The organism is Mesorhizobium sp. WSM4815 (assembly GCF_055811575.1).
Genome location: NZ_JBVVQS010000094.1, coordinates 94,130 through 111,368, shown reverse-complemented (window position 1 = coordinate 111,368; position 17,239 = coordinate 94,130). Strand labels below are relative to the sequence as shown.

Annotated in this window: 19 protein-coding genes; 5 read left to right on the top strand and 14 right to left on the bottom strand. The window is 62.9% G+C overall.

Annotated elements, in window-relative coordinates; all coding sequences use genetic code 11:
- Window positions 1-79 precede the first annotated feature (79 nt).
- Both AC0L2B_RS16600 and AC0L2B_RS16595 read left to right on the top strand, forming a co-directional pair.
- A complete protein-coding gene (locus tag AC0L2B_RS16600) occupies window positions 80-952 on the top strand; it encodes a cytochrome c1 (protein WP_473746107.1) in 873 nt (290 codons plus the stop codon).
- A 226-nt stretch (window positions 953-1,178) separates the two neighbouring features.
- Entirely contained in the window at window positions 1,179-1,724 is a 546-nt protein-coding gene (locus AC0L2B_RS16595; RefSeq protein ID WP_029349931.1) for an adenine phosphoribosyltransferase, read from the top strand.
- 168 nt (window positions 1,725-1,892) lie between these two features.
- Here AC0L2B_RS16595 and AC0L2B_RS16590 read toward each other — a convergent pair whose 3' ends face one another.
- From AC0L2B_RS16590 to AC0L2B_RS16560, 7 genes are all read right to left on the bottom strand, one after another.
- Window positions 1,893-2,363 (bottom strand): MaoC family dehydratase, encoded by a 471-nt coding sequence (locus AC0L2B_RS16590; protein ID WP_473746106.1) that lies wholly within the window; start codon window positions 2,361-2,363, stop codon window positions 1,893-1,895.
- The gene (locus tag AC0L2B_RS16585) at window positions 2,360-2,839 is read right to left on the bottom strand and encodes a MaoC family dehydratase (protein WP_287316643.1); all 480 of its coding nucleotides are present in this window, start codon (window positions 2,837-2,839) and stop codon (window positions 2,360-2,362) included. Before AC0L2B_RS16585 ends, AC0L2B_RS16590 begins: the two co-directional genes overlap by 4 nt.
- A 126-nt stretch (window positions 2,840-2,965) precedes the next feature.
- Window positions 2,966-3,940, bottom strand: coding sequence for a magnesium/cobalt transporter CorA (gene corA, locus AC0L2B_RS16580; RefSeq protein ID WP_473746105.1), 975 nt, complete (start codon window positions 3,938-3,940; stop codon window positions 2,966-2,968).
- Window positions 3,941-4,188: 248 nt separating this feature from the next.
- Complete coding sequence (gene ychF / locus AC0L2B_RS16575) at window positions 4,189-5,292, bottom strand: redox-regulated ATPase YchF (protein ID WP_473746104.1); 1,104 nt, start codon at window positions 5,290-5,292, stop codon at window positions 4,189-4,191.
- A 97-nt stretch (window positions 5,293-5,389) separates the two neighbouring features.
- On the bottom strand, window positions 5,390-6,115 hold the full coding sequence (gene pth, locus AC0L2B_RS16570; protein WP_473746103.1) for an aminoacyl-tRNA hydrolase: 726 nt from the start codon (window positions 6,113-6,115) through the stop codon (window positions 5,390-5,392).
- A gap of 22 nt (window positions 6,116-6,137) precedes the next feature.
- Window positions 6,138-6,779, bottom strand: coding sequence for a 50S ribosomal protein L25/general stress protein Ctc (locus tag AC0L2B_RS16565; RefSeq protein ID WP_023799895.1), 642 nt, complete (start codon window positions 6,777-6,779; stop codon window positions 6,138-6,140).
- A gap of 321 nt (window positions 6,780-7,100) precedes the next feature.
- A complete protein-coding gene (locus AC0L2B_RS16560) occupies window positions 7,101-7,604 on the bottom strand; it encodes a DUF2938 domain-containing protein (RefSeq protein ID WP_473586935.1) in 504 nt (167 codons plus the stop codon).
- Between the two features lie 76 nt (window positions 7,605-7,680).
- On the opposite strand from AC0L2B_RS16560, the gene AC0L2B_RS16555 reads away from it, so the two are divergent.
- Window positions 7,681-8,391, top strand: coding sequence for an ArsR/SmtB family transcription factor (locus AC0L2B_RS16555; RefSeq protein WP_473746102.1), 711 nt, complete (start codon window positions 7,681-7,683; stop codon window positions 8,389-8,391).
- Window positions 8,392-8,433: 42 nt separating this feature from the next.
- On the opposite strand, the gene AC0L2B_RS16550 is transcribed toward AC0L2B_RS16555, so the two are convergent.
- Window positions 8,434-9,696, bottom strand: coding sequence for an MFS transporter (locus AC0L2B_RS16550; protein WP_473746101.1), 1,263 nt, complete (start codon window positions 9,694-9,696; stop codon window positions 8,434-8,436).
- 119 nt (window positions 9,697-9,815) lie between these two features.
- Between AC0L2B_RS16550 and AC0L2B_RS16545 the strand changes: the two genes are divergently transcribed.
- The gene (locus AC0L2B_RS16545; protein WP_473746100.1) at window positions 9,816-10,718 is read left to right on the top strand and encodes an AraC family transcriptional regulator; all 903 of its coding nucleotides are present in this window, start codon (window positions 9,816-9,818) and stop codon (window positions 10,716-10,718) included.
- Window positions 10,719-10,803: 85 nt separating this feature from the next.
- On the opposite strand, the gene AC0L2B_RS16540 is transcribed toward AC0L2B_RS16545, so the two are convergent.
- The 6 genes from AC0L2B_RS16540 to lgt form a co-directional block, all read right to left on the bottom strand.
- Window positions 10,804-11,739 carry a ribose-phosphate pyrophosphokinase gene (locus AC0L2B_RS16540; protein ID WP_023799890.1) on the bottom strand — a complete coding sequence of 312 codons (936 nt, stop codon included), beginning with the start codon at window positions 11,737-11,739 and terminating at the stop codon, window positions 10,804-10,806.
- A 166-nt stretch (window positions 11,740-11,905) separates the two neighbouring features.
- Window positions 11,906-12,529, bottom strand: coding sequence for a hypothetical protein (locus tag AC0L2B_RS16535; RefSeq protein ID WP_091598398.1), 624 nt, complete (start codon window positions 12,527-12,529; stop codon window positions 11,906-11,908).
- Between the two features lie 55 nt (window positions 12,530-12,584).
- Window positions 12,585-13,736, bottom strand: a complete 1,152-nt coding sequence (locus AC0L2B_RS16530; protein ID WP_473746099.1) for a M24 family metallopeptidase — start codon at window positions 13,734-13,736, stop codon at window positions 12,585-12,587.
- The gene (gene pgeF, locus AC0L2B_RS16525; protein ID WP_287220135.1) at window positions 13,736-14,530 is read right to left on the bottom strand and encodes a peptidoglycan editing factor PgeF; all 795 of its coding nucleotides are present in this window, start codon (window positions 14,528-14,530) and stop codon (window positions 13,736-13,738) included. The genes AC0L2B_RS16530 and pgeF overlap by 1 nt, the downstream gene beginning before the upstream one ends.
- A 111-nt stretch (window positions 14,531-14,641) precedes the next feature.
- Window positions 14,642-15,730, bottom strand: a complete 1,089-nt coding sequence (locus AC0L2B_RS16520; RefSeq protein ID WP_473746098.1) for a class I SAM-dependent methyltransferase — start codon at window positions 15,728-15,730, stop codon at window positions 14,642-14,644.
- Window positions 15,731-15,802: 72 nt separating this feature from the next.
- The gene (gene lgt, locus AC0L2B_RS16515; RefSeq protein WP_473746097.1) at window positions 15,803-16,678 is read right to left on the bottom strand and encodes a prolipoprotein diacylglyceryl transferase; all 876 of its coding nucleotides are present in this window, start codon (window positions 16,676-16,678) and stop codon (window positions 15,803-15,805) included.
- Window positions 16,679-16,809: 131 nt separating this feature from the next.
- Between lgt and AC0L2B_RS16510 the strand changes: the two genes are divergently transcribed.
- Complete coding sequence (locus AC0L2B_RS16510) at window positions 16,810-17,112, top strand: accessory factor UbiK family protein (RefSeq protein ID WP_473746188.1); 303 nt, start codon at window positions 16,810-16,812, stop codon at window positions 17,110-17,112.
- The last annotated feature ends 127 nt before the right edge of the window (window positions 17,113-17,239 follow it).

Sequence of the window (17,239 nt, the reverse complement as noted above, 5' to 3'; positions counted from 1 at the left end):
GAAAAGTGGAGACCGGTTTTCGGACAAGATCATGCTCGAGACGACGACAGCGCGCCAGAGAATCTCAAGGGGATTTGGTATGAAGACGATTCTCACCTCACTGGCGCTGCTCGGCCTTGTGCTGGCAGGCACTGCGGCCGCGACCACCGGGGCGATGGCCCAGGAGGAGGCGCACAGCGAAGCCGCGCCGACGCATTTCCCGATACACCAGCCGAAGGAGATGGACTGGAGCTTCGCCGGGCCTTTCGGCACCTACGACAAGGCGCAGTTGCAGCGCGGGCTGAAGGTCTTCAAGGAAGTTTGCGCCACCTGCCATTCGATGAAATTGGTGGCGTTTCGCACGCTGGAAGATCTTGGCTATTCGGAAGCGCAGGTCAAGGCGCTGGCCGCCGAGTACACGATCAACGACGGTCCCAACGATGCCGGCGACATGTTCGAGCGTCCCGGCATACCGTCCGACCATTTCCCGGCGCCGTTCCCCAACGACCAGGCAGCAGCGGCCGCCAATGGCGGGGCTGCGCCGCCCGATATGTCGCTGCTGGCCAAGGCGCGCGGCGTCACGCGCGGTTTTCCGCAATTCGTCTTCGACATCTTCACGCAATACGCCCAGGGCGGTCCCGACTACATCCACTCGCTGCTGACCGGCTATGACGAGCAGCCGCCGGCGGGCATGGAGATACCGGAAGGCACCCACTACAATCCGTACTTCATAGCCGGCGTCTCGCTGAAGATGCCCAACCCGCTTTCCGACGGTCAGGTGACCTATGACGACGGCTCGCCGCAGACGGTCGACCAGTATTCCCGCGACGTGTCGGCCTTCCTGATGTGGGCAGCCGAGCCGCATCTGGAAGCTCGCAAGAAGACCGGCTTTCGCGTGCTGGTCTTCCTGTTGCTGTTCGGCGCGCTGGTCTATCTGACCAAGCGCAAGGTGTGGGCCGGCGTGGCGCACTGAGCTACGGAAAACCACGAAATCGAAAGGGCGTCGAAGGGCGCCCTTTTTGCGCGTCCGAGGACTGCCTCCGAAGGCCCCCTCCGAAGGTCGCCGGCTCCAGTCCTTTGCCGGACAATTTTCTTCCAGGCGCCACATCGCGGTAGCCGTCGGCGGCCGCGCCGGGTTACGATCGGCCAAAATTCCCTCTCATGTCTTCAAGTCGGACGAACGCCCGGAGAGCCGCCCCATGAAACCTTCGCTCGAAGACACGCTGCTTGCCGCGATCCGCACCATTCCGGACTATCCGAAGCCGGGCATCCTGTTTCGCGACATCACCACGCTGCTAAGCAATGCGCGCGCCTTCCGCCGCGCCATCGACGAGCTGGTGCATCCCTATGCCGGCCAGAAGGTCGACAAGATCGCCGGCATCGAGGCGCGCGGTTTCATCCTTGGCGGCGCCGTCGCCCACCAGCTCTCGGCCGGATTCGTGCCGATCCGCAAGAAGGGCAAGCTGCCTTACGAGACGGTGCGTGTCGCCTACAGCCTCGAATACGGGCTGGACGAGATGGAGATGCACAGGGATGGCGTGTCTCCGGGTGAGAAGGTGATCCTCGTCGACGATTTGATCGCCACCGGCGGCACGGCAGAGGCAGCGGTCAAGCTGCTGCGGCAGATCGGCGCCGACATCCTCGCCGCCTGCTTCGTCATCGACCTGCCGGACCTCGGTGGTCGCGAGAAGCTCGAAGCGCTCGGCGTGCCGGTCAGGACGCTGATCGGGTTCGAAGGGCATTGAGAGAGTGTTCTGCCTTCTCCCCTTGTGGGAGTAGGTGGCCTCGCGAAGCGAGGTCGGATGAGGGGTGCTGCATGGAGTGCCGCAGTGCCAAGCTGGAGCACCCCTCATTCGTCTCGGCTCTACGCGCCGATCCACCTTCTCCCACAAGGGGAGAAGGAAAAAGGGCGCTCACTCCACCTTCACCAGCACGGCGCTTTCGAATTCGATGACCTTGTCGCCGGTCGAATCGAAAGCCTCCGAGCGCAGCGTCAGCACTCGCCAGCCCGGCCGCGATGCGATGGGGCGGTGGGCAAGCGCGGTGCGGGTGAAGGTCACGGTTTCTCCGGCATAGACGGGTTTTAGCCATTTGAGGTTCTTGAAGCCGGGCGAGGGGCCGAATTCGGGGGCGGGCCCAGCGCCGGCCCAGCGGACGCCCTCGGCTTCCACGCCGGTCTCGAGGTTCAACTTCATCCAGGTTGCAGCTGTGTGCCAGCCGGAGGCGCACAGGCCGCCGAACACGCTGTTCTTCGCCGCCTCTTCGTCGAGATGGAATATCTGCGGATCGTATTTCTTGGCGAACGCCTTGATCGCCTCGGGCTCGAATCTATGCGAGCCGAGGGTGACGGTGACGCCGATGCAGAAGAAGTCGTCCAATGTCATGAGCGGCCCTGTGCGGCATCACGGGCGAGGAACATGACCGTGTTCTCGAGTTCGAAGACGCCTTCGCCACGCTGGTTGAAAAGCTCGCTGCGCAAAGTGACGAGACCGAGCTGCGGCTTGGATCTGGACAGACGCTTGGCAAGGACGGTGGTGCTGCCGCTCAAGATGTCGCCGGCCAGCACCGGCCTCTTCCACCGGACCTGATCAACACCAGGGGCGCCCTGCGAGGTCGAGTCCAGCAGGAAGGCGTCGCACAGCATGCGCATGAACATTGCGCAGGTGTGCCAGCCGGAGGCCGCCAGCCCGCCAAGGATGCTGGCCCTGCCCGCCGCCTCGTCGAGATGCATCGGCTGCGCATCGAACTCTTGCGCGAATTCGATGATCTCGGCCGCACTCACCAGCTTCGTGCCGAGGTCGAGCGAGGCGCCCTCGACGAAATCCTCATAGGCCCAAGTCTTTTCGTTCTTTCCGGTCATGGTCTGGAATCCGGTTCAAGATTGTACGATCGACACGGATCGGGTTTCCCGGATGCAGGCGGGGCGGTCAAGTCATTTCTGGTGCGCCAGGCCATCACGCTCAACGCAATGGAAGCTCCGAAGCCTCTACAGCCAGCCGCGGCGGCGGAAATACCAGAAGGGCAGGATCGCCGAGAGGATCATCAAGCCAATGGCGAAAGGATAGCCGAAGTTCCAGGTCAGTTCAGGCATCACGTTGAAATTCATGCCGTAGATCGAGGCGACCAGCGTCGGCGGCAGGAAGATGACCGCGGCGACGGAAAAGATCTTGATGATGGCGTTCTGCTCGATCGAGATCATGCCGAGCGTCGCGTCGAGCAGGAAGTTGATCTTCTGCGACAGGAAGGTGGCGTGGTCGGCGAGCGACAGCACATCGCGCGACAAGGTCTTGATGCGCGCGCGGATGTCCTTGCTCATCTTGGTCTGGGTCGAGGCGTGGGTGAGGAAGCCGGCGAGCCGCTGCAGCGAGATCAGGCTGTCGCGGATCGAGGAGGCGATGTCCTCCTTGCGGCCGATGGCTTTCAGCAATTCCTGAAAATCGCGATTGCGCTTCGACGCCTTGGTCGAGCTTGGCTGGAAGATGTCGCGCGAGATCGCCTCGATGTCGCGGCCGGCGCGCTCCAGAATGTCGGCGAGGCGGTCAACGATCGCCTCCAGCAGGCCGATCAGGATGGTGTCGCCGCTGGTGCAGCCGGTCGCCACCTTCTCGGCGCGCTGCGGAAACGTCTTGAAGGCCTTCGGTTCGTGGTAGCGCACGGTGATCAGCCTGTTGCCGGCCAGCACGAAGGTGACCGGCGACATCAGGGGATCGTCGGCCTCGGTCTGGGCCGGCAGAATGGCGGTCATGAAATAGGCGCCGTCCTCGACATAGAGGCGGCTCGAAATCTCGATCTCCTCCATCTCCTCGCGCGTCGGAATGGCAACGCCGAGCCAGGCCTCGATGGCCGCTTCCTCTTCCTTTGTCGGGCTCACAAGATCGGCCCAGACGACCTGGTCGCTGTTTGCCAGGAGATCGTTGGCAAGGCGCAGGCGATCATTGTCCACGACGAATGCCTTGATCATCGCCGGGTCTCCGTTGCTGAGGCCAAAAGGATAGGTTGGAGCGGGCGCGTCGTTTCGGATTGCACGCGCTTTCGACGAAAGCAGGGCCGGTGCAGACGCCCCTTAGACCGGGCGTTGCGGGCAGTCAAGCCGCGCCGGAACGGCTCTTCCTTCTCCCCCTTGTGGGAGAAAGTGGCCTCGCGAAGCGAGGTCGGATGAGGGGTGTTCCAGCTTGGCACCAGAGAAGGAAGAAGGCGCCGTCGGTCAGCTCAGGTGTTGAACTTGAACAGCATGATGTCGCCGTCCTGGACGACATACTCCTTGCCTTCGTCGCGCGCCTTGCCGGCTTCCTTGGCCGCCACTTCGCCGCCCAGCGTGACGAAGTCGTTGTAGGCGATGGTCTGGGCGCGGATGAAGCCGCGCTCGAAATCGGTGTGGATGACGCCTGCAGCCTGCGGCGCCTTGGCGCCCTTGTGCACGGTCCAGGCGCGGGTCTCCTTCGGCCCGACGGTGAAATAGGTGATGAGCTGCAGCAGCTCGTAGCCGGCGCGGATGACCTTGTTCAGGCCGGGTTCGTCGAGGCCCAGGGTCGCCAAAAATTCCATTTCCTCTTCGTCGCCGAGCTGCGCGACCTCGGCTTCGATCGCCGCCGAAATCACCACGGTGCGGGCGCCTTGCGCGGCAGCCATCTGTTCGACCGCTTCGGTATGTTGGTTGCCGGGGGCAGCATCGGCCTCGGCGACATTGCAGACATAGAGCACGGGGTGCGATGTCAGCAGGTTCAGCCCCTGCAGGATGCGCAGATCCTCCGCGGAGATGTTTTTGAGCAGGATGCGGGCCGGCTTGCCGGCCTGCAGGAGCTCAAGGGCGGCTTCCATCATCGGAAGCACGGTCAGCGCCTCCTTGTCCTTGCCGGAAGCGCGCTTGCGGAACTGCACGATGCGGCGCTCGAGGCTGTCGAGATCGGCGAGCATCAGCTCGGTCTCGACGGTTTCGGCGTCGGCGACGGGATCGATGCGGCCCTCGACATGGGTGATGTCGTCATCCTCGAAGCAGCGCAGCACATGGACGATGGCGTCGACCTCGCGGATATTGGCCAGGAACTGATTGCCCAGCCCTTCGCCTTTCGAAGCGCCGCGCACCAGGCCGGCGATGTCGACGAACGAGATGCGGGTGGGGATGATCTCCTTCGACTTGCCGATCGCCGCGATTTTTTGCAGGCGCGGGTCGGGCACCGCCACTTCGCCGGTGTTCGGTTCGATGGTGCAGAACGGATAGTTGGCGGCCTGCGCCGCCGCCGTTCTGGTCAGCGCGTTGAAAAGCGTCGACTTGCCGACGTTGGGCAAGCCAACGATGCCGCATTTGAAACCCATTTTTATCCGGTCCTATCGGGAAATCGTAATGTGTTGAGGGCTATGGGCGAAACGGGTGACGAACGTCAAGCCCTGCAGCCCCGATCCGTGGCCAGGCTCAATCCTTGCCGCCAAACAGCTTCTTCAGCATGGCGGCCATCGGGCCGGTTTCGGGCAGCTTGGCCGCCGGCTGCTGCGGCCGCGCCTGGCGAACGTGGCTTTGTGCTTTCGGCGCCTTGGGTGGCGGGCGGTCGTCGTCGCTCGTCGGCGTGAGCTTGTCGCGCAAGGCCAGCGTCACGCGATTCATGAAGGAATTGTCGTCGCCCTTGGCAAGCAGTCCGGCATCGTCGGCGATGGTGTCGAGCAGCACGTCCAGCCACTCGCGGTCGGCTTTGGCGAAATCGCCAAGCACATGGCCATGCACCATTTCCTTGACGCCGGGGTGGCTGACGCCGATGCGCACACGGCGGAAATCCTTGCCGACATGCTGCTCGAGCGAGCGGATACCGTTGTGGCCACCGGAACCGCCGCCGACCTTGACCCGCACCTTGCCGGCGGCAAGGTCGATCTCGTCATAAAAGACGGTCAGCGCCGAAGCGTCGAGCTTGTAAAAGCGCAGGGCCTCGCCGACCGACTGGCCGGACAGGTTCATGAAGGTCTGCGGCTTGATCAGGATGATTTTTTCGCCGGCAAGCGTGCCTTCGGCGATCAGGCCCTGGAACTTTTTCGACCAGGGCGAAAAGGAATGGCGGCGGGCGATTGCGTCCGCCGCCATGAAGCCGACATTGTGCCGGTTGTCAGCGTATTTCGCGCCCGGATTGCCGAGACCTGCAAACAGCAGCATCGTCACCTCCGAGCGGAAAGGATCACTTCTCTTCGTCGGCAGGAGCCGCTTCGGGTTCAGCCGCTTCGACCGTCTCTTCCGCCTCCGGCTTCATCGCCGCGGAGCCGGCAATGGTCGCGACGGTGAAGTCGCGGTCGGAGATCACCGGCTTGACGCCGGCCGGCAGCTTGACCGCCGAGATGTGGATCGAATCGCCGATATCGGTGCCGGTGAGATCGACGGTGATGAATTCCGGGATCGCATTGGCCGGGCAGTGGAACTCGACCTCGTGACGCACGATGTTGAGCACGCCGCCGCGCTTGATGCCGGGCGACTTGTCCTCGTTGATGAAGTGGACCGGCACGTCGACATTGACTTCGGTGTCCTTGCCGATGCGCAGGAAGTCGACATGGACCGGAAAATCCTTGACCGGGTCGAGCTGGTAGTCCTTCGGCAGGACCTGGATCTTCTTGCCGTCGACATCGATCGTGGCGATCGTGGTCAGGAACCCGCCGCCATGGATCTTGTAGTAGATGTCCTTGTAGGTCAGCGCAATCGCCAGGGGAGGCTGCTTGTCGCCGTAGATTACTGCAGGCACTTTACCGTTGCGGCGAACTGCACGGGCGGACCCCTTACCGACCTGTTCGCGCGCTTCGGCCTTGAGCTCGTAAGAAGCTTGGCTCATGGCATTTCCTTTCGCGTTGTTCTGGAGCGTTCGCGGCCGGCGAGATGCCTGGGCCGTAAACGTCGAAAGCCGTCATGGCCTTACATGATCTGGTCCAAAATCTTTTTTGGGATCACGTGAGGCCGGACAGCCTTCCGCCGCGTTGCCTCCAAGGGTGTCTACGCGGGTGGCGGCTCTATAGCGGAAGGTGGGGCGGGGTGCAAGCCAAAGGCGGGTGGCGAACGCGGGTGGGCAGTGTCTCGCTTTTTAAATTTCGTGCTTGCTCCCGCATTTGCAAAATATTGGGGTTGTGTCCTGAAAGCCGACCGCAATCGACCAGTATCAGATCGGGAACAGGTGTGCGGAAAACAATGCAGCGGCATACAGCCCGACGCCGAAGGACAGATGAGTGATGAGGCCGCGCAGACGCGCGGTGCTCGGATTGTGCGTTTTCGAGGCTGCAATTCCGGCTCCAAAGGCCGGCTGCATTATGAAAAACGGGGCAACGACAGTGGACATGCCGACAACAAGGGCGGGAAGCAATGTCGGGTCTCGTGCCCAGTCGAGGCCCCATACTGCCATCAGCAATGCAGCAAAGATGATGCCGATCGCGTAATGCGCGACCCAGCCAATCGGCGTTTCGCCGCGAATTCGGGGCGCCTGAGCGATATTCGTATGTGCGAAACGTCCTCGCGGAAAGTGGCCGATCCAGCGGCCGACCCAGGCATAATCAAGCGGCGGAATCGCCAACGTTCGTTTCAGAAACAATCCCCAGAGATCCATCACCGCCGTCGCCCCCGTTCCGATCGCGGCTGCGCGGACAACGAACTCCAACTGCTCGTTCATTTTTTTGCTCCTGCCTTGTCCATGCTTCCTGTCACGGCGCCAGACACTAGCCGTTTCAAATAAAACGTTCAATGTATTGATTGATCGTTTGATTATTGTATCATGCGATATGAAAAACGCAGATGTCCATCATCCGATCTTTGACGAAATAGCCGATCTCGCCCGCACGCTGGGGCATACACACCGGCTGGTTCTTCTGCGCCACATTGCCGACGGCGAACTGGCCGTGGAGCAGCTGACGCAACTTTCCGGCATCGCCATGGCCAACACCTCGCAGCATCTTCAACAGCTCAAGCGGGCCGGCTTGGTGCAGACCCGGCGAGACGGGAAACGCGTGCTTTATCGTTTGGCCGATGGTCCAATCGAAAACGTGCTTGGGGCGCTGCGCAGCCTTGCGAACCACAGGCGCGAGCAAATCCGCGAGCTTATCGATGACACTATGAGCCGGCCGGACAGGCTGGAGAGCATCTCGCGCGAGGAACTGGTGCGCCGCATGCGGGACGAAGAAGTCGTGTTGCTCGACGTCCGGCCGCAAGAGGAATACGCGGCCGGGCATTTGCCGGGTGCGATCAACATTCCCGTGGGTGAACTGGAAGAACGACTTGCCGAGCTTCCACGAGAGAAGGTCATCGTCGCCTATTGCCGTGGTGTCCAGTGCGTTCTCTCTGCCGACGCGCTGGCAATCCTGAGGGCGCGAGGCTGGGCATCACGCCGGTTCGAAGGTGGCTTTCCCGAGTGGCTGACCCCAAGCCTTGATGTCGACGGCATGAACTACGAAAGCGGCTGACAGAGCCGAAGCCGGCGTCGCCGGGGCAAGCCAACTCAAGGTTCACCCGATAGTGGTTCCAGCTTCGAGCTTCCTCGCCTCCTTCATGTTCGGCAAAAAAACCGTCAGCAGCCCAAGCAGCGGCAAATACGAGCAGACCTGAAAGACGAAGTCGATGCCTTTCATATCGGCGACGACGCCGAGCACGGCGGCGGCGATGCCGCCCATGCCGAAGGCGAAGCCGAAGAAGATGCCGGCGATCATGCCGACGCGGCCGGGCACCAGTTCCTGGGCGAAGACGACGATGTTCGAGAAGGCCGAGGACAGGATCAGGCCGATCAGCACGGTCAGGATCATCGTCCATTCGAAATTGGCGTAGGGCAGGGCCAGCGTAAACGGCAGCACGCCGACGATCGAGAACCAGATCATCGGCTTCTGTCCGTAGCGGTCGCCGAACGGGCCGCCGAGCAGGATGCCCAGCGCCGAGGCGCCGAGGAACAGGAACAGCATGACCTGCGACATCTGCACCGAAACGCCGAATTTATCGATGGCGTAGAAGGTGTAGTAACTGGCGAGGCTGGCAACGTAGGCGTTCTTTGTCAGCACCAGCAAGGTCAGCACCGCCAGCGCGCCGATCACCTTGCGGCGCGGGAAGGGCGAGACGAAGCCTGCCGCCTTGCGGTTGGCGAGCGAGGCGCGCAGCCGGCTGTACCAGCCGCCGACCCGCCACAGCACGACGATGCCGATCAGCGAGCCGGCGGCGAACCAGGCTATGCTGGTCTGGCCGAAGGGCACGACGATGAAGGCGGCGAGCAGCGGCCCGATGGCCTGGCCGAGATTGCCGCCGACCTGGAACAGCGATTGCGCCAGGCCGAACCTGCCGCCCGAGGCGAAGCGGGCGATGCGCGAGGATTCCGGGTGGAAGATCGCCGAGCCGATGCCGATCAGCGACGCGCCGATCAGCAGCAGCCAATAGTGTCCGGCATAGGCCAGCACGACCAGGCCGATCAGGGAGGACGCCATGCCGTAGGGCAGCGAATAGGGCATCGGCCGCTTGTCGGTGACCATGCCGATCAGCGGCTGCAGCAATGACGCCGTCACCTGGAAGGTGAAGGTCAAAAGACCGATCTGCCAGAAATCGAGACGGTAATTGTCCTTCAGCAGCGGATAGATTGCCGACAGCAGCGACTGCATGATGTCGTTGACACAATGGCAGAAGCTCACCGCAAGGATGACGGTGAAGGCCGTCGCTTGCGCCGAAGTGTGGCTGGCCGTCGCCGGCGTGGCGGCGGAGGTGGCGGTCGTATCAGTCAACACAGGCTCCATGGTCTTTTTGGCGGACGCTCCCGCAGGCGGCCCTTATGGCCCCGCTGCCTTATAAGTTACTTGCCGGGCGACTTCTTTCGTGGTTTGGTCCAATAGTTTCGCGAGTGGGCCAATAGCCAATGCCGCATGCCACCAAAATCTTCAAAGCGGGCGACACCGATGTCGGCCAATCTACCGATGTCGGCCAATCTACCGATCTCGGGCAGTTCACCGATCTCGGGCTGCTGCGCCGCTGGCAATGGCTGGAGCAGGCTGTCGGGCCGGCGGTGGCCCTGCCGACCGAATTTCCCGACGGCTACCACGTGCCGCAGCACCGTCACAGCCGCAGTCAATTGCTGCATGCGCTTGTCGGCGTCGTGCTGGTGACGACGCGGCATGGGCGCTGGATGGTGCCGCCCGATCATGCGATGTGGATTCCCGCCGGCACCGAGCATTCCGTCGAGATGCTTGGCGACGTCAGCATGCGCTCGGTCTATGTGATGCCCGACGCCATTGCCGGGCTGCCGGATGGCTTGCGCGTCGTCGGCATCACCGATCTGATGCACAGCCTGATCGTGGAATCGGAAAAGCTGCCGCAGGGCGCCGAGCTCGAGGGGCGCGGCGGGCTGATCATGAGCCTGCTGCTGCACGAAATCCCGAATCTGCCGGAACGGCCGCTCGGCCTGCCTTTTCCTTCGGATCCAAGGCTTGCGGCACTGTGCCGGCGCTTCGTCGCAGCACCCTCGCCGCACGCGACGATCGACGAATGGGCCGATATTGTCGGCATGAGCCGGCGTTCCTTCACCCGCGCCTTTCATCGCCAGACCGGATTGTCGTTGTCGACATGGCGCCAGCAGGCCTGCCTGTTCGCGGCCTTGCCGAGGCTGGCGGACGGCGAGCCGATCACAAGGGTAGCGCTCGATCTCGGCTATGACAGCGTGCCGGCCTTCATCACCATGTTCAAGCGCATGCTGGGGGCGTCGCCGCGCGGCTATATGCGCGGCTCAAGGGACAACATCAGGGTGTCGAACGGAAGCGCATGACCCCGAAAGGATCATGCGCAAAATCAAGGTGCTACAGCGTCCTTTGCGCGTCTCTGGACGCGCGGCGCTGTATCGCGGGCAGATTTCAGTCGAACAGGCTCGACACCGACTCTTCGGTCGCCGTGCGCGAGATCGCCTCACCCATCAGGTCGGCGATGGAGACGACGCGGATGTTGCTGGCGTCGAGCACCGCCTGGGTCGGCTGGATGGAATCGGTGATGACCAGTTCCTGCAGCTTCGAGGCGCCGATGCGTGCGATGGCGCCGCCGGACAGAACGCCATGGGTGGTGTAGGCGGTGACGCTGGTGGCGCCGGCGGCAAGCAGCGCATCGGCCGCATTGCACAAGGTACCGCCCGAATCGATGATGTCGTCGATCAGCAGGCAATCCTTGCCGCGCACGTCGCCGATGACGTTCATGACTTCCGATTCGCCAGGGCGCTCGCGACGCTTGTCGACAATGGCAAGCTGGGCGTCGATGCGCTTGGCGAGCGCGCGGGCACGGACCACGCCGCCGACATCCGGCGACACGACCATGACATTGGCAAGCCGCTTGTATTTCGCCTTCACATCGCGGGCCATGACCGGCACCGAGAACAGATTGTCGGTCGGGATGTCGAAAAAGCCCTGGATCTGGCCGGCGTGGAGATCCAGCGTCAAGACGCGATCGACCCCGGCCCGCGTGATCATGTTGGCGACCAGCTTGGCCGAGATCGGCGTGCGGCCCGAGGCGCGGCGGTCTTGCCTTGCATAGCCGAAATAGGGAATGACCGCCGTGATGCGCTTGGCCGACGAGCGCATGAAGGCATCGATCATGATGAGCAGTTCCATCAGGTGATCGTTGGTCGGGAACGAGGTGGACTGCAGGATGAAGACATCCTCGCCACGCACATTCTCCTGTATTTCGACGAAGATTTCCTGATCGGCGAAGCGCCTGACGCTGGCTTTGCCCAGCGGGATGTTGAGATAGCGGGCGACCGCTTCGGCCAGCACCCTGTTGGAATTGCCCGCGAAAAGCTTCATGCACCGTTCCTGGTGAAGGATGGAGACTCTGGCAGACTCTCTTGAGCCCCTTAGTCGCGGCTTTTAGCGGCCCGTGCCGGTATTGCAAGCGTCGTGATCGGAATCCGCCGGCTAATCTCAATAAACGTCGACGGCGAGGGAAGCCGGCAACATGTCAGCCCGCCGGTCAGCCCGCTTGCCCGCCAAGCCATGTGGCAAACTGGTCGATCGTCTGGTCGGCGATCGATTGCATGGTCTCCGGCGCGACTGCAGCCCAGCCTTCGCCATCATTGACCGAGGGCGCCTTCTGCTGGCCGTTGATGCGATGCAGCCGGTTGCCTGCCGGGTCATAGACGTCCCAGACATAGATGACGGTGGTATCCTTGCCTTCCGACATCGTCGAGAAATAGCCTTTCAGCACATGCGTCGGGGTCTGTCCGGCGCTTCCTGCCAAGGTGATGCCGCGCTGCTTGGCTCGCGTCTGAAGCTGCGCGGTCAATGGTGTCGCGGCTTCCACCGAGGCGCCGACGATCGGCGCCACCTGCAGGCGGGTGCGTGCGATGACGGCGGCGCTTTTTGCCGGCAGCTCGGTTGCGGGCTGTGCCGTCGCGGAAGGCTGTGTTGTCGCGGAAGGCTGGGCGGTGGCTGCAGGTGCGGTCGGCGTTGCAGCCGTGCCGCTTCCGGGCGTTGCCACGGCCTGCGTCGACTGCGGGGCGATGGCCGAGGGTTCGAGAACGTCCTTCGCGTTGGTGCAGGCGGCCAGCGTCAGCGCCGCGAGCAATGACACGGTCGTCGCATGCGATCGCCTCATTTCCCTCAAAACTCCCTGGCGATGAACGCCTCTTTGCATTCTTACCATTATGGATTCATTGCACAATCAAGTCGAGATCATGGCGGGACAGCGGCTTCGGCTGCGATTCAGTCGTCAGATAGGTGCGGCCAAGCGTCATCGCCGTCTCGGTTTCGGAGTCCATGATGATCATATGGGCGAACAGCGTCATGTTCGGCGCGATCGGTTCGGGATTGCCCTGATAGAACATTGGCATGTCCATCCATGATGGGGTGAAACGGGCGCCGAGCGAATAGCCGCAGGCGTTGAGCCGGTGCTTGGTCAAATTGTGGGTTTCGAGCATGCGGGCATGCGCATCGAACACGTCGCCGAAGGTATTTCCGGGCGTCATCGCCTTTTCGACCGCCAGAAGTGCGGCGCGCGCAGCATCGAACAGTTCCTGGTGACGTTTCGACACCTTGCCGGTCAGCACCGTGCGCATCATCGCCGCATGGTAATGGTGGAAGACGCCGGCCCATTCGAGCGTCAGCTGGTCATTCTTGCTCAGCTTGCGGCGGCCAGCCTTGTAACGGCAAAGCAGTGCGTCCACGCCGGAGCCGATGATGAACTCGTTGGCCGGATAGTCGCCGCCGCCGGCAAAGATCGCGCCCTGCATGGCGGCAAGGATCAAGGCTTCGTCGCCACCCTGCTTGATCAGCGGCAGGGCCGCGTCCAGAGCGTCGTCGGCGAGATTTGCGGCCTTTTCCACCTTGGCGATTTCGGCCGGGCTCTTGAACAGGCGCAGCCGGCTGACGATGCCGGACGCGTCGGCGATCTGGCCAAAGGTCTGCAATTGCTCGTCCAGGCGCCGGCCATTGTAGGCGGTCAGGCCGTGGGTGTCGTATTCGACGCCGATGCGGGCGCCGAGCAGGTCGAGGTCGTTGAGCAGATTGCGCAGGTCGATCGCCGGATTGGCGCCGTCGCGGTCGGTCCACAGCACGATGTTGTCGATGATCGAGGTGTGGCGCGCCTGGCGCAGATCGGCCGAGCGCGTGAGCAGGATCATCGAGCCGTCTGCCTTCACCACCAGGCACTGGAAGAAGCAGAAGCCGAACGTATCGTAGCCGGTCAGCCAGTACATGCTCTCCTGCGCAAACAAAAGGACGGCATCGAGCTTCTTCTCGGCGATCTCGATCATCAGCCGATCGCGCCGCGCGTCAAATTCCGACCGTTCGAAATGCAGCGCCATTATTCTGTCTCCAAAACGATTGCCGAAATCTGCCGCCCGTAATCCGGCTCCTTGCGATGGGTGCTGCGCCGGTAGGAATAGAACAGATCCTCCTCGGCGTAGGTGCAGCGGCCGAGCCCATCGGCGGTGACGCCGGCCCGGGTCAGCCGATCGACCGTATAGCGGTTGAGGTCGAACATTGCATGTTCCGGCTTCGCCGAGGGCGCGAAATAGCCGATATTGTTGGCATCGACCTCGACGAATCGAGCGATGAATTCCGGGCCGACTTCATAGTTTTCCGGGCCGATGGACGGGCCGAGAACCGCAACGATGCGCTCGCGCCGGGCGCCGAGGCTTTCCATCGCCGCAATGGTGTTTTCCAGCACGCCTGACAAGGCGCCCTTCCAGCCGGCATGGGCTGCGCCGACGATTCGCGCCTCGGTATCGGCGAACAGCACCGGTCCGCAATCGGCCGTCGAGGCGCCCACCGCAATTCCCGGCCGGTCGGTGACGACGGCGTCGGCCTTCGGCCGCTCGCCGGAAAAAGGCTCCCTGGCGATGACGACGTCGGGCGAATGGATCTGGTGGGCGGTCAACAGATGTCTTGATGGCACGCCCATCCAGTCGGCGACGCGGCGGCGGTTCTCGGCGACCTGCGTCTGGTCGTCGCTCGAGCCGGTGCCGATGTTGAGGCCCTGATAGATGCCGCTGGAGACGCCGCCGACGCGGGTGAAATAGCCGTGGCGAATGCCTTGCGCACGCGCTTTCTCCAGCAAGGGCGACCGAACGGGATCCGGTTTGGTCTGATTCAGCATGGCTGCGTTGTTGTCCGTGAGAGCGATTTCGTCAAGCGACAGTCGAAAGATGGCGACAGTCCAACGGCGACAGTCGGAAGGCGGGAGAGTGGGAGAGGCGGCAGTGAAAAGTCAATCCGCCGTTGCAAAGGGCGGAACGGCGATGCCGGCAGGCAGGACAGCAAGCACCTTGAACAGGTCGCCCATGGCTTGCGGGCCGGCGAGGCGTTCGACCTCGCCCGCAATCTTTTCGCGCGCCGCCTCATTGGCATTGGCGCCGAGCTGACCGGCGCGTTCGAGAAGCCCCATTTCCACCAGGAATTCGCCTTGCGTGGAGAGATGGGCATCGAGGCCATGCGCCCGCACAACCGCGGCAAGGGCGGCGAAATCGACATGGGCGGTGAGATCGGCTTCGCCCGGATTGGCCAGCACATCTTCGTGATCGTGCTTGCGCAAGGCCTGCAAGGTGTCGCCGATCCCTGGCTGGAGGTAGCCATAGTCGAGAAACAGGCCGGCGCCGCCGAGCCCGGCCAATCGCTCGGCGATGGTCGCCATCAGCGCGGCTCGGGCCGGCGCGACCTCGACGATCGCGCCCTGTGGCGCGTTTTCGGCATCGTCCGGCAACAGCGTTGGATCGACCGAGCCGGCGCCGGCGAAGACGTGCAATTCGTCGGCGCCGTCGAGGCCGATCATCCGTTCGCGCCAGCCTGTTCCGGCGCGGACGAACTGGCGGATCGGCACCGCGTCGAACAATTCGTTGCCGACGATGAAAAGCGGGGTTTGCGGCAAAGTGTCGATGCTTTCGTGCCAGCCGATCGCGGCAGGAGTGGCGGCAAGCGTTTGCTTCTGGACATCGGCCAGCCGCGGGCTGGTCTCGATCATGGCGAACGATGCACCGGCGGTCAGCGCCGGATCGAGCCGCGCAAGCGTGCGCAGCATGTCCTTCATCAGCGTGCCGCGGCCGGGGCCGATCTCGGCGATGGTGGCCGGCATCGGCCGGCCGGTCGCCAGCCAGGCTTCGTAGAGCCAGACGGCGATCAGCTCGCCGAACATCTGGCTGATCTCCGGTGCGGTGACGAAGTCGCCGGCAGCCCCGAACGGCTCGCGCGTCGTATAGTAGCCGTCCAGGGGATCGAACAGGCAAAGCGCCATGTAGTGGTTGACGGGGATTGGCCCCGCCGCACCGATCAGCTCGACGATGCGGGTTTTCAGCCGGGTCATACCGGCTGTGGCTGTGTTACCGCCCTAGGGCGACGTGCGTCCATTTGGAAAGTACGCCCTGGCACTTTGATTCTACGCATCGTGCTTCCCCAAAATCGATTCCGATTTTTGGGCCGATGCGGTAGCAGTCACCATCGCCCAGATGCCGGCCAGCAGCATCGGCAGCGACAGCACCATGCCCATCGTCAGCCAGCCGGTGCCGAGGAGGTAGCCGAGCTGCTGGTCGGGCTCGCGGAAGAATTCGACAAAGATGCGCGAGAGACCGTAACCGGCGATGAAGGCGCCGCCGACGAAGCGCGGCGTCTTCAGCTTGAGCCTGGAATGGGTGAGGAAGCGCAGGACCAGGAACAGCACCAGGCCTTCGAGCAGCGCCTCGTAGAGCTGGCTCGGATGGCGCGCAAATGGCCCGCCATTGGGGAATTCGACAGCCCATGGCACGTCGGTCGGCCGGCCCCAGAGTTCGGAGTTGATGAAATTCGCCATGCGGACGAGGCCAAGGCCGACCGGCACGCCGGCCGCCACCACGTCGAACAGCGACCATGTGCGGATGCCGCGCGACCAGGAAAACAGCGTCATGGCAAGAATGACGCCGAGCAGCCCGCCATGGAAGGACATGCCGCCCTGCCAGACGGCAAGGATATCAAAGGGTTGAGCGATGTAGCGTGGCAGGTCGTAAAACAGCACGTAGCCGACACGCCCGCCAAGCACCACGCCGATAGCCGCCCAGACGATGAAGTCGTCGAGATCCTCGGGCTTCATGGGCATGGTGCCGTCGGGCCAGAGCCTCGCATTGGTGACGAGCCGCTTGGCATACCACCAGGCGAAGAGAATGCCGACGATATAGCCGACGCCATACCAATGCACCGCCAGCGGTCCGATCTGGACGATGACCGGGTCGAGGTTGGGGAAGGGCAGGACGGCCAGCGGCAGCATAAGATATTCGCTCAACAGGATCTCCCGGTTGCGATCACGTTCGGGCGCGGACCATGCGGCAGGGTTTTGACGTGGTCAAGGCGACGTGGATGCTTGCATTCCGCGTCGCGCGCCACTACGTCAAATCGAGCAAGCGAGGATTTGCCATGTCGACCGGACCGAACCGCATTCTCGATGAATTCGCCAAGCTGATGACCGACGCTGCCGGTGCCGCGCAAGGCGTGCGCCGCGAAGTCGAAACCGCCTTCAAGGGGCAGGCCGAGCGTGTTCTCAACTCGATGGACCTGGTGCAGCGCGAAGAATTCGAGGCCGCCCGCGACATGGCGGTAAAAGCCAGGGAAGAAAACACCCGTCTCGCTGCGCGCATCGAGACGCTTGAGGCAAAGCTCGCCGATCTGACCGGGCAGGTCGCGCCTGCGGCTGCGGCAAAGCCCAGACCAAAAAAATAACGTTAAACTTTTCCACAAAGCACAATCGCAAAAAGCGCTTTGTCGTGAATCGCTTACCGGCATTGCGTGAATCTTTGTGACAGCGGCTTTCCACATGCGAATGACGGAGTGCGAAAAATTGGGCTGG

Bases quoted from the DNA above. Each gene is read 5' to 3' on its own strand.
- AC0L2B_RS16600 (WP_473746107.1), top strand. From the start codon at position 80: ATGAAGACGATTCTCACCTCACTGGCGCTGCTCGGCCTTGTGCTGGCA.
- AC0L2B_RS16595 (WP_029349931.1), top strand. From the start codon at position 1,179: ATGAAACCTTCGCTCGAAGACACGCTGCTTGCCGCGATCCGCACCATT.
- AC0L2B_RS16590 (WP_473746106.1), bottom strand. From the start codon at position 2,363: ATGACATTGGACGACTTCTTCTGCATCGGCGTCACCGTCACCCTCGGC.
- AC0L2B_RS16585 (WP_287316643.1), bottom strand. From the start codon at position 2,839: ATGACCGGAAAGAACGAAAAGACTTGGGCCTATGAGGATTTCGTCGAG.
- corA (WP_473746105.1), bottom strand. From the start codon at position 3,940: ATGATCAAGGCATTCGTCGTGGACAATGATCGCCTGCGCCTTGCCAAC.
- ychF (WP_473746104.1), bottom strand. From the start codon at position 5,292: ATGGGTTTCAAATGCGGCATCGTTGGCTTGCCCAACGTCGGCAAGTCG.
- pth (WP_473746103.1), bottom strand. From the start codon at position 6,115: ATGCTGCTGTTTGCAGGTCTCGGCAATCCGGGCGCGAAATACGCTGAC.
- AC0L2B_RS16565 (WP_023799895.1), bottom strand. From the start codon at position 6,779: ATGAGCCAAGCTTCTTACGAGCTCAAGGCCGAAGCGCGCGAACAGGTC.
- AC0L2B_RS16560 (WP_473586935.1), bottom strand. From the start codon at position 7,604: ATGAACGAGCAGTTGGAGTTCGTTGTCCGCGCAGCCGCGATCGGAACG.
- AC0L2B_RS16550 (WP_473746101.1), bottom strand. From the start codon at position 9,696: ATGGAGCCTGTGTTGACTGATACGACCGCCACCTCCGCCGCCACGCCG.
- AC0L2B_RS16545 (WP_473746100.1), top strand. From the start codon at position 9,816: ATGCCGCATGCCACCAAAATCTTCAAAGCGGGCGACACCGATGTCGGC.
- AC0L2B_RS16540 (WP_023799890.1), bottom strand. From the start codon at position 11,739: ATGAAGCTTTTCGCGGGCAATTCCAACAGGGTGCTGGCCGAAGCGGTC.
- AC0L2B_RS16535 (WP_091598398.1), bottom strand. From the start codon at position 12,529: ATGAGGCGATCGCATGCGACGACCGTGTCATTGCTCGCGGCGCTGACG.
- AC0L2B_RS16530 (WP_473746099.1), bottom strand. From the start codon at position 13,736: ATGGCGCTGCATTTCGAACGGTCGGAATTTGACGCGCGGCGCGATCGG.
- pgeF (WP_287220135.1), bottom strand. From the start codon at position 14,530: ATGCTGAATCAGACCAAACCGGATCCCGTTCGGTCGCCCTTGCTGGAG.
- AC0L2B_RS16520 (WP_473746098.1), bottom strand. From the start codon at position 15,730: ATGACCCGGCTGAAAACCCGCATCGTCGAGCTGATCGGTGCGGCGGGG.
- AC0L2B_RS16510 (WP_473746188.1), top strand. From the start codon at position 16,810: ATGTCGACCGGACCGAACCGCATTCTCGATGAATTCGCCAAGCTGATG.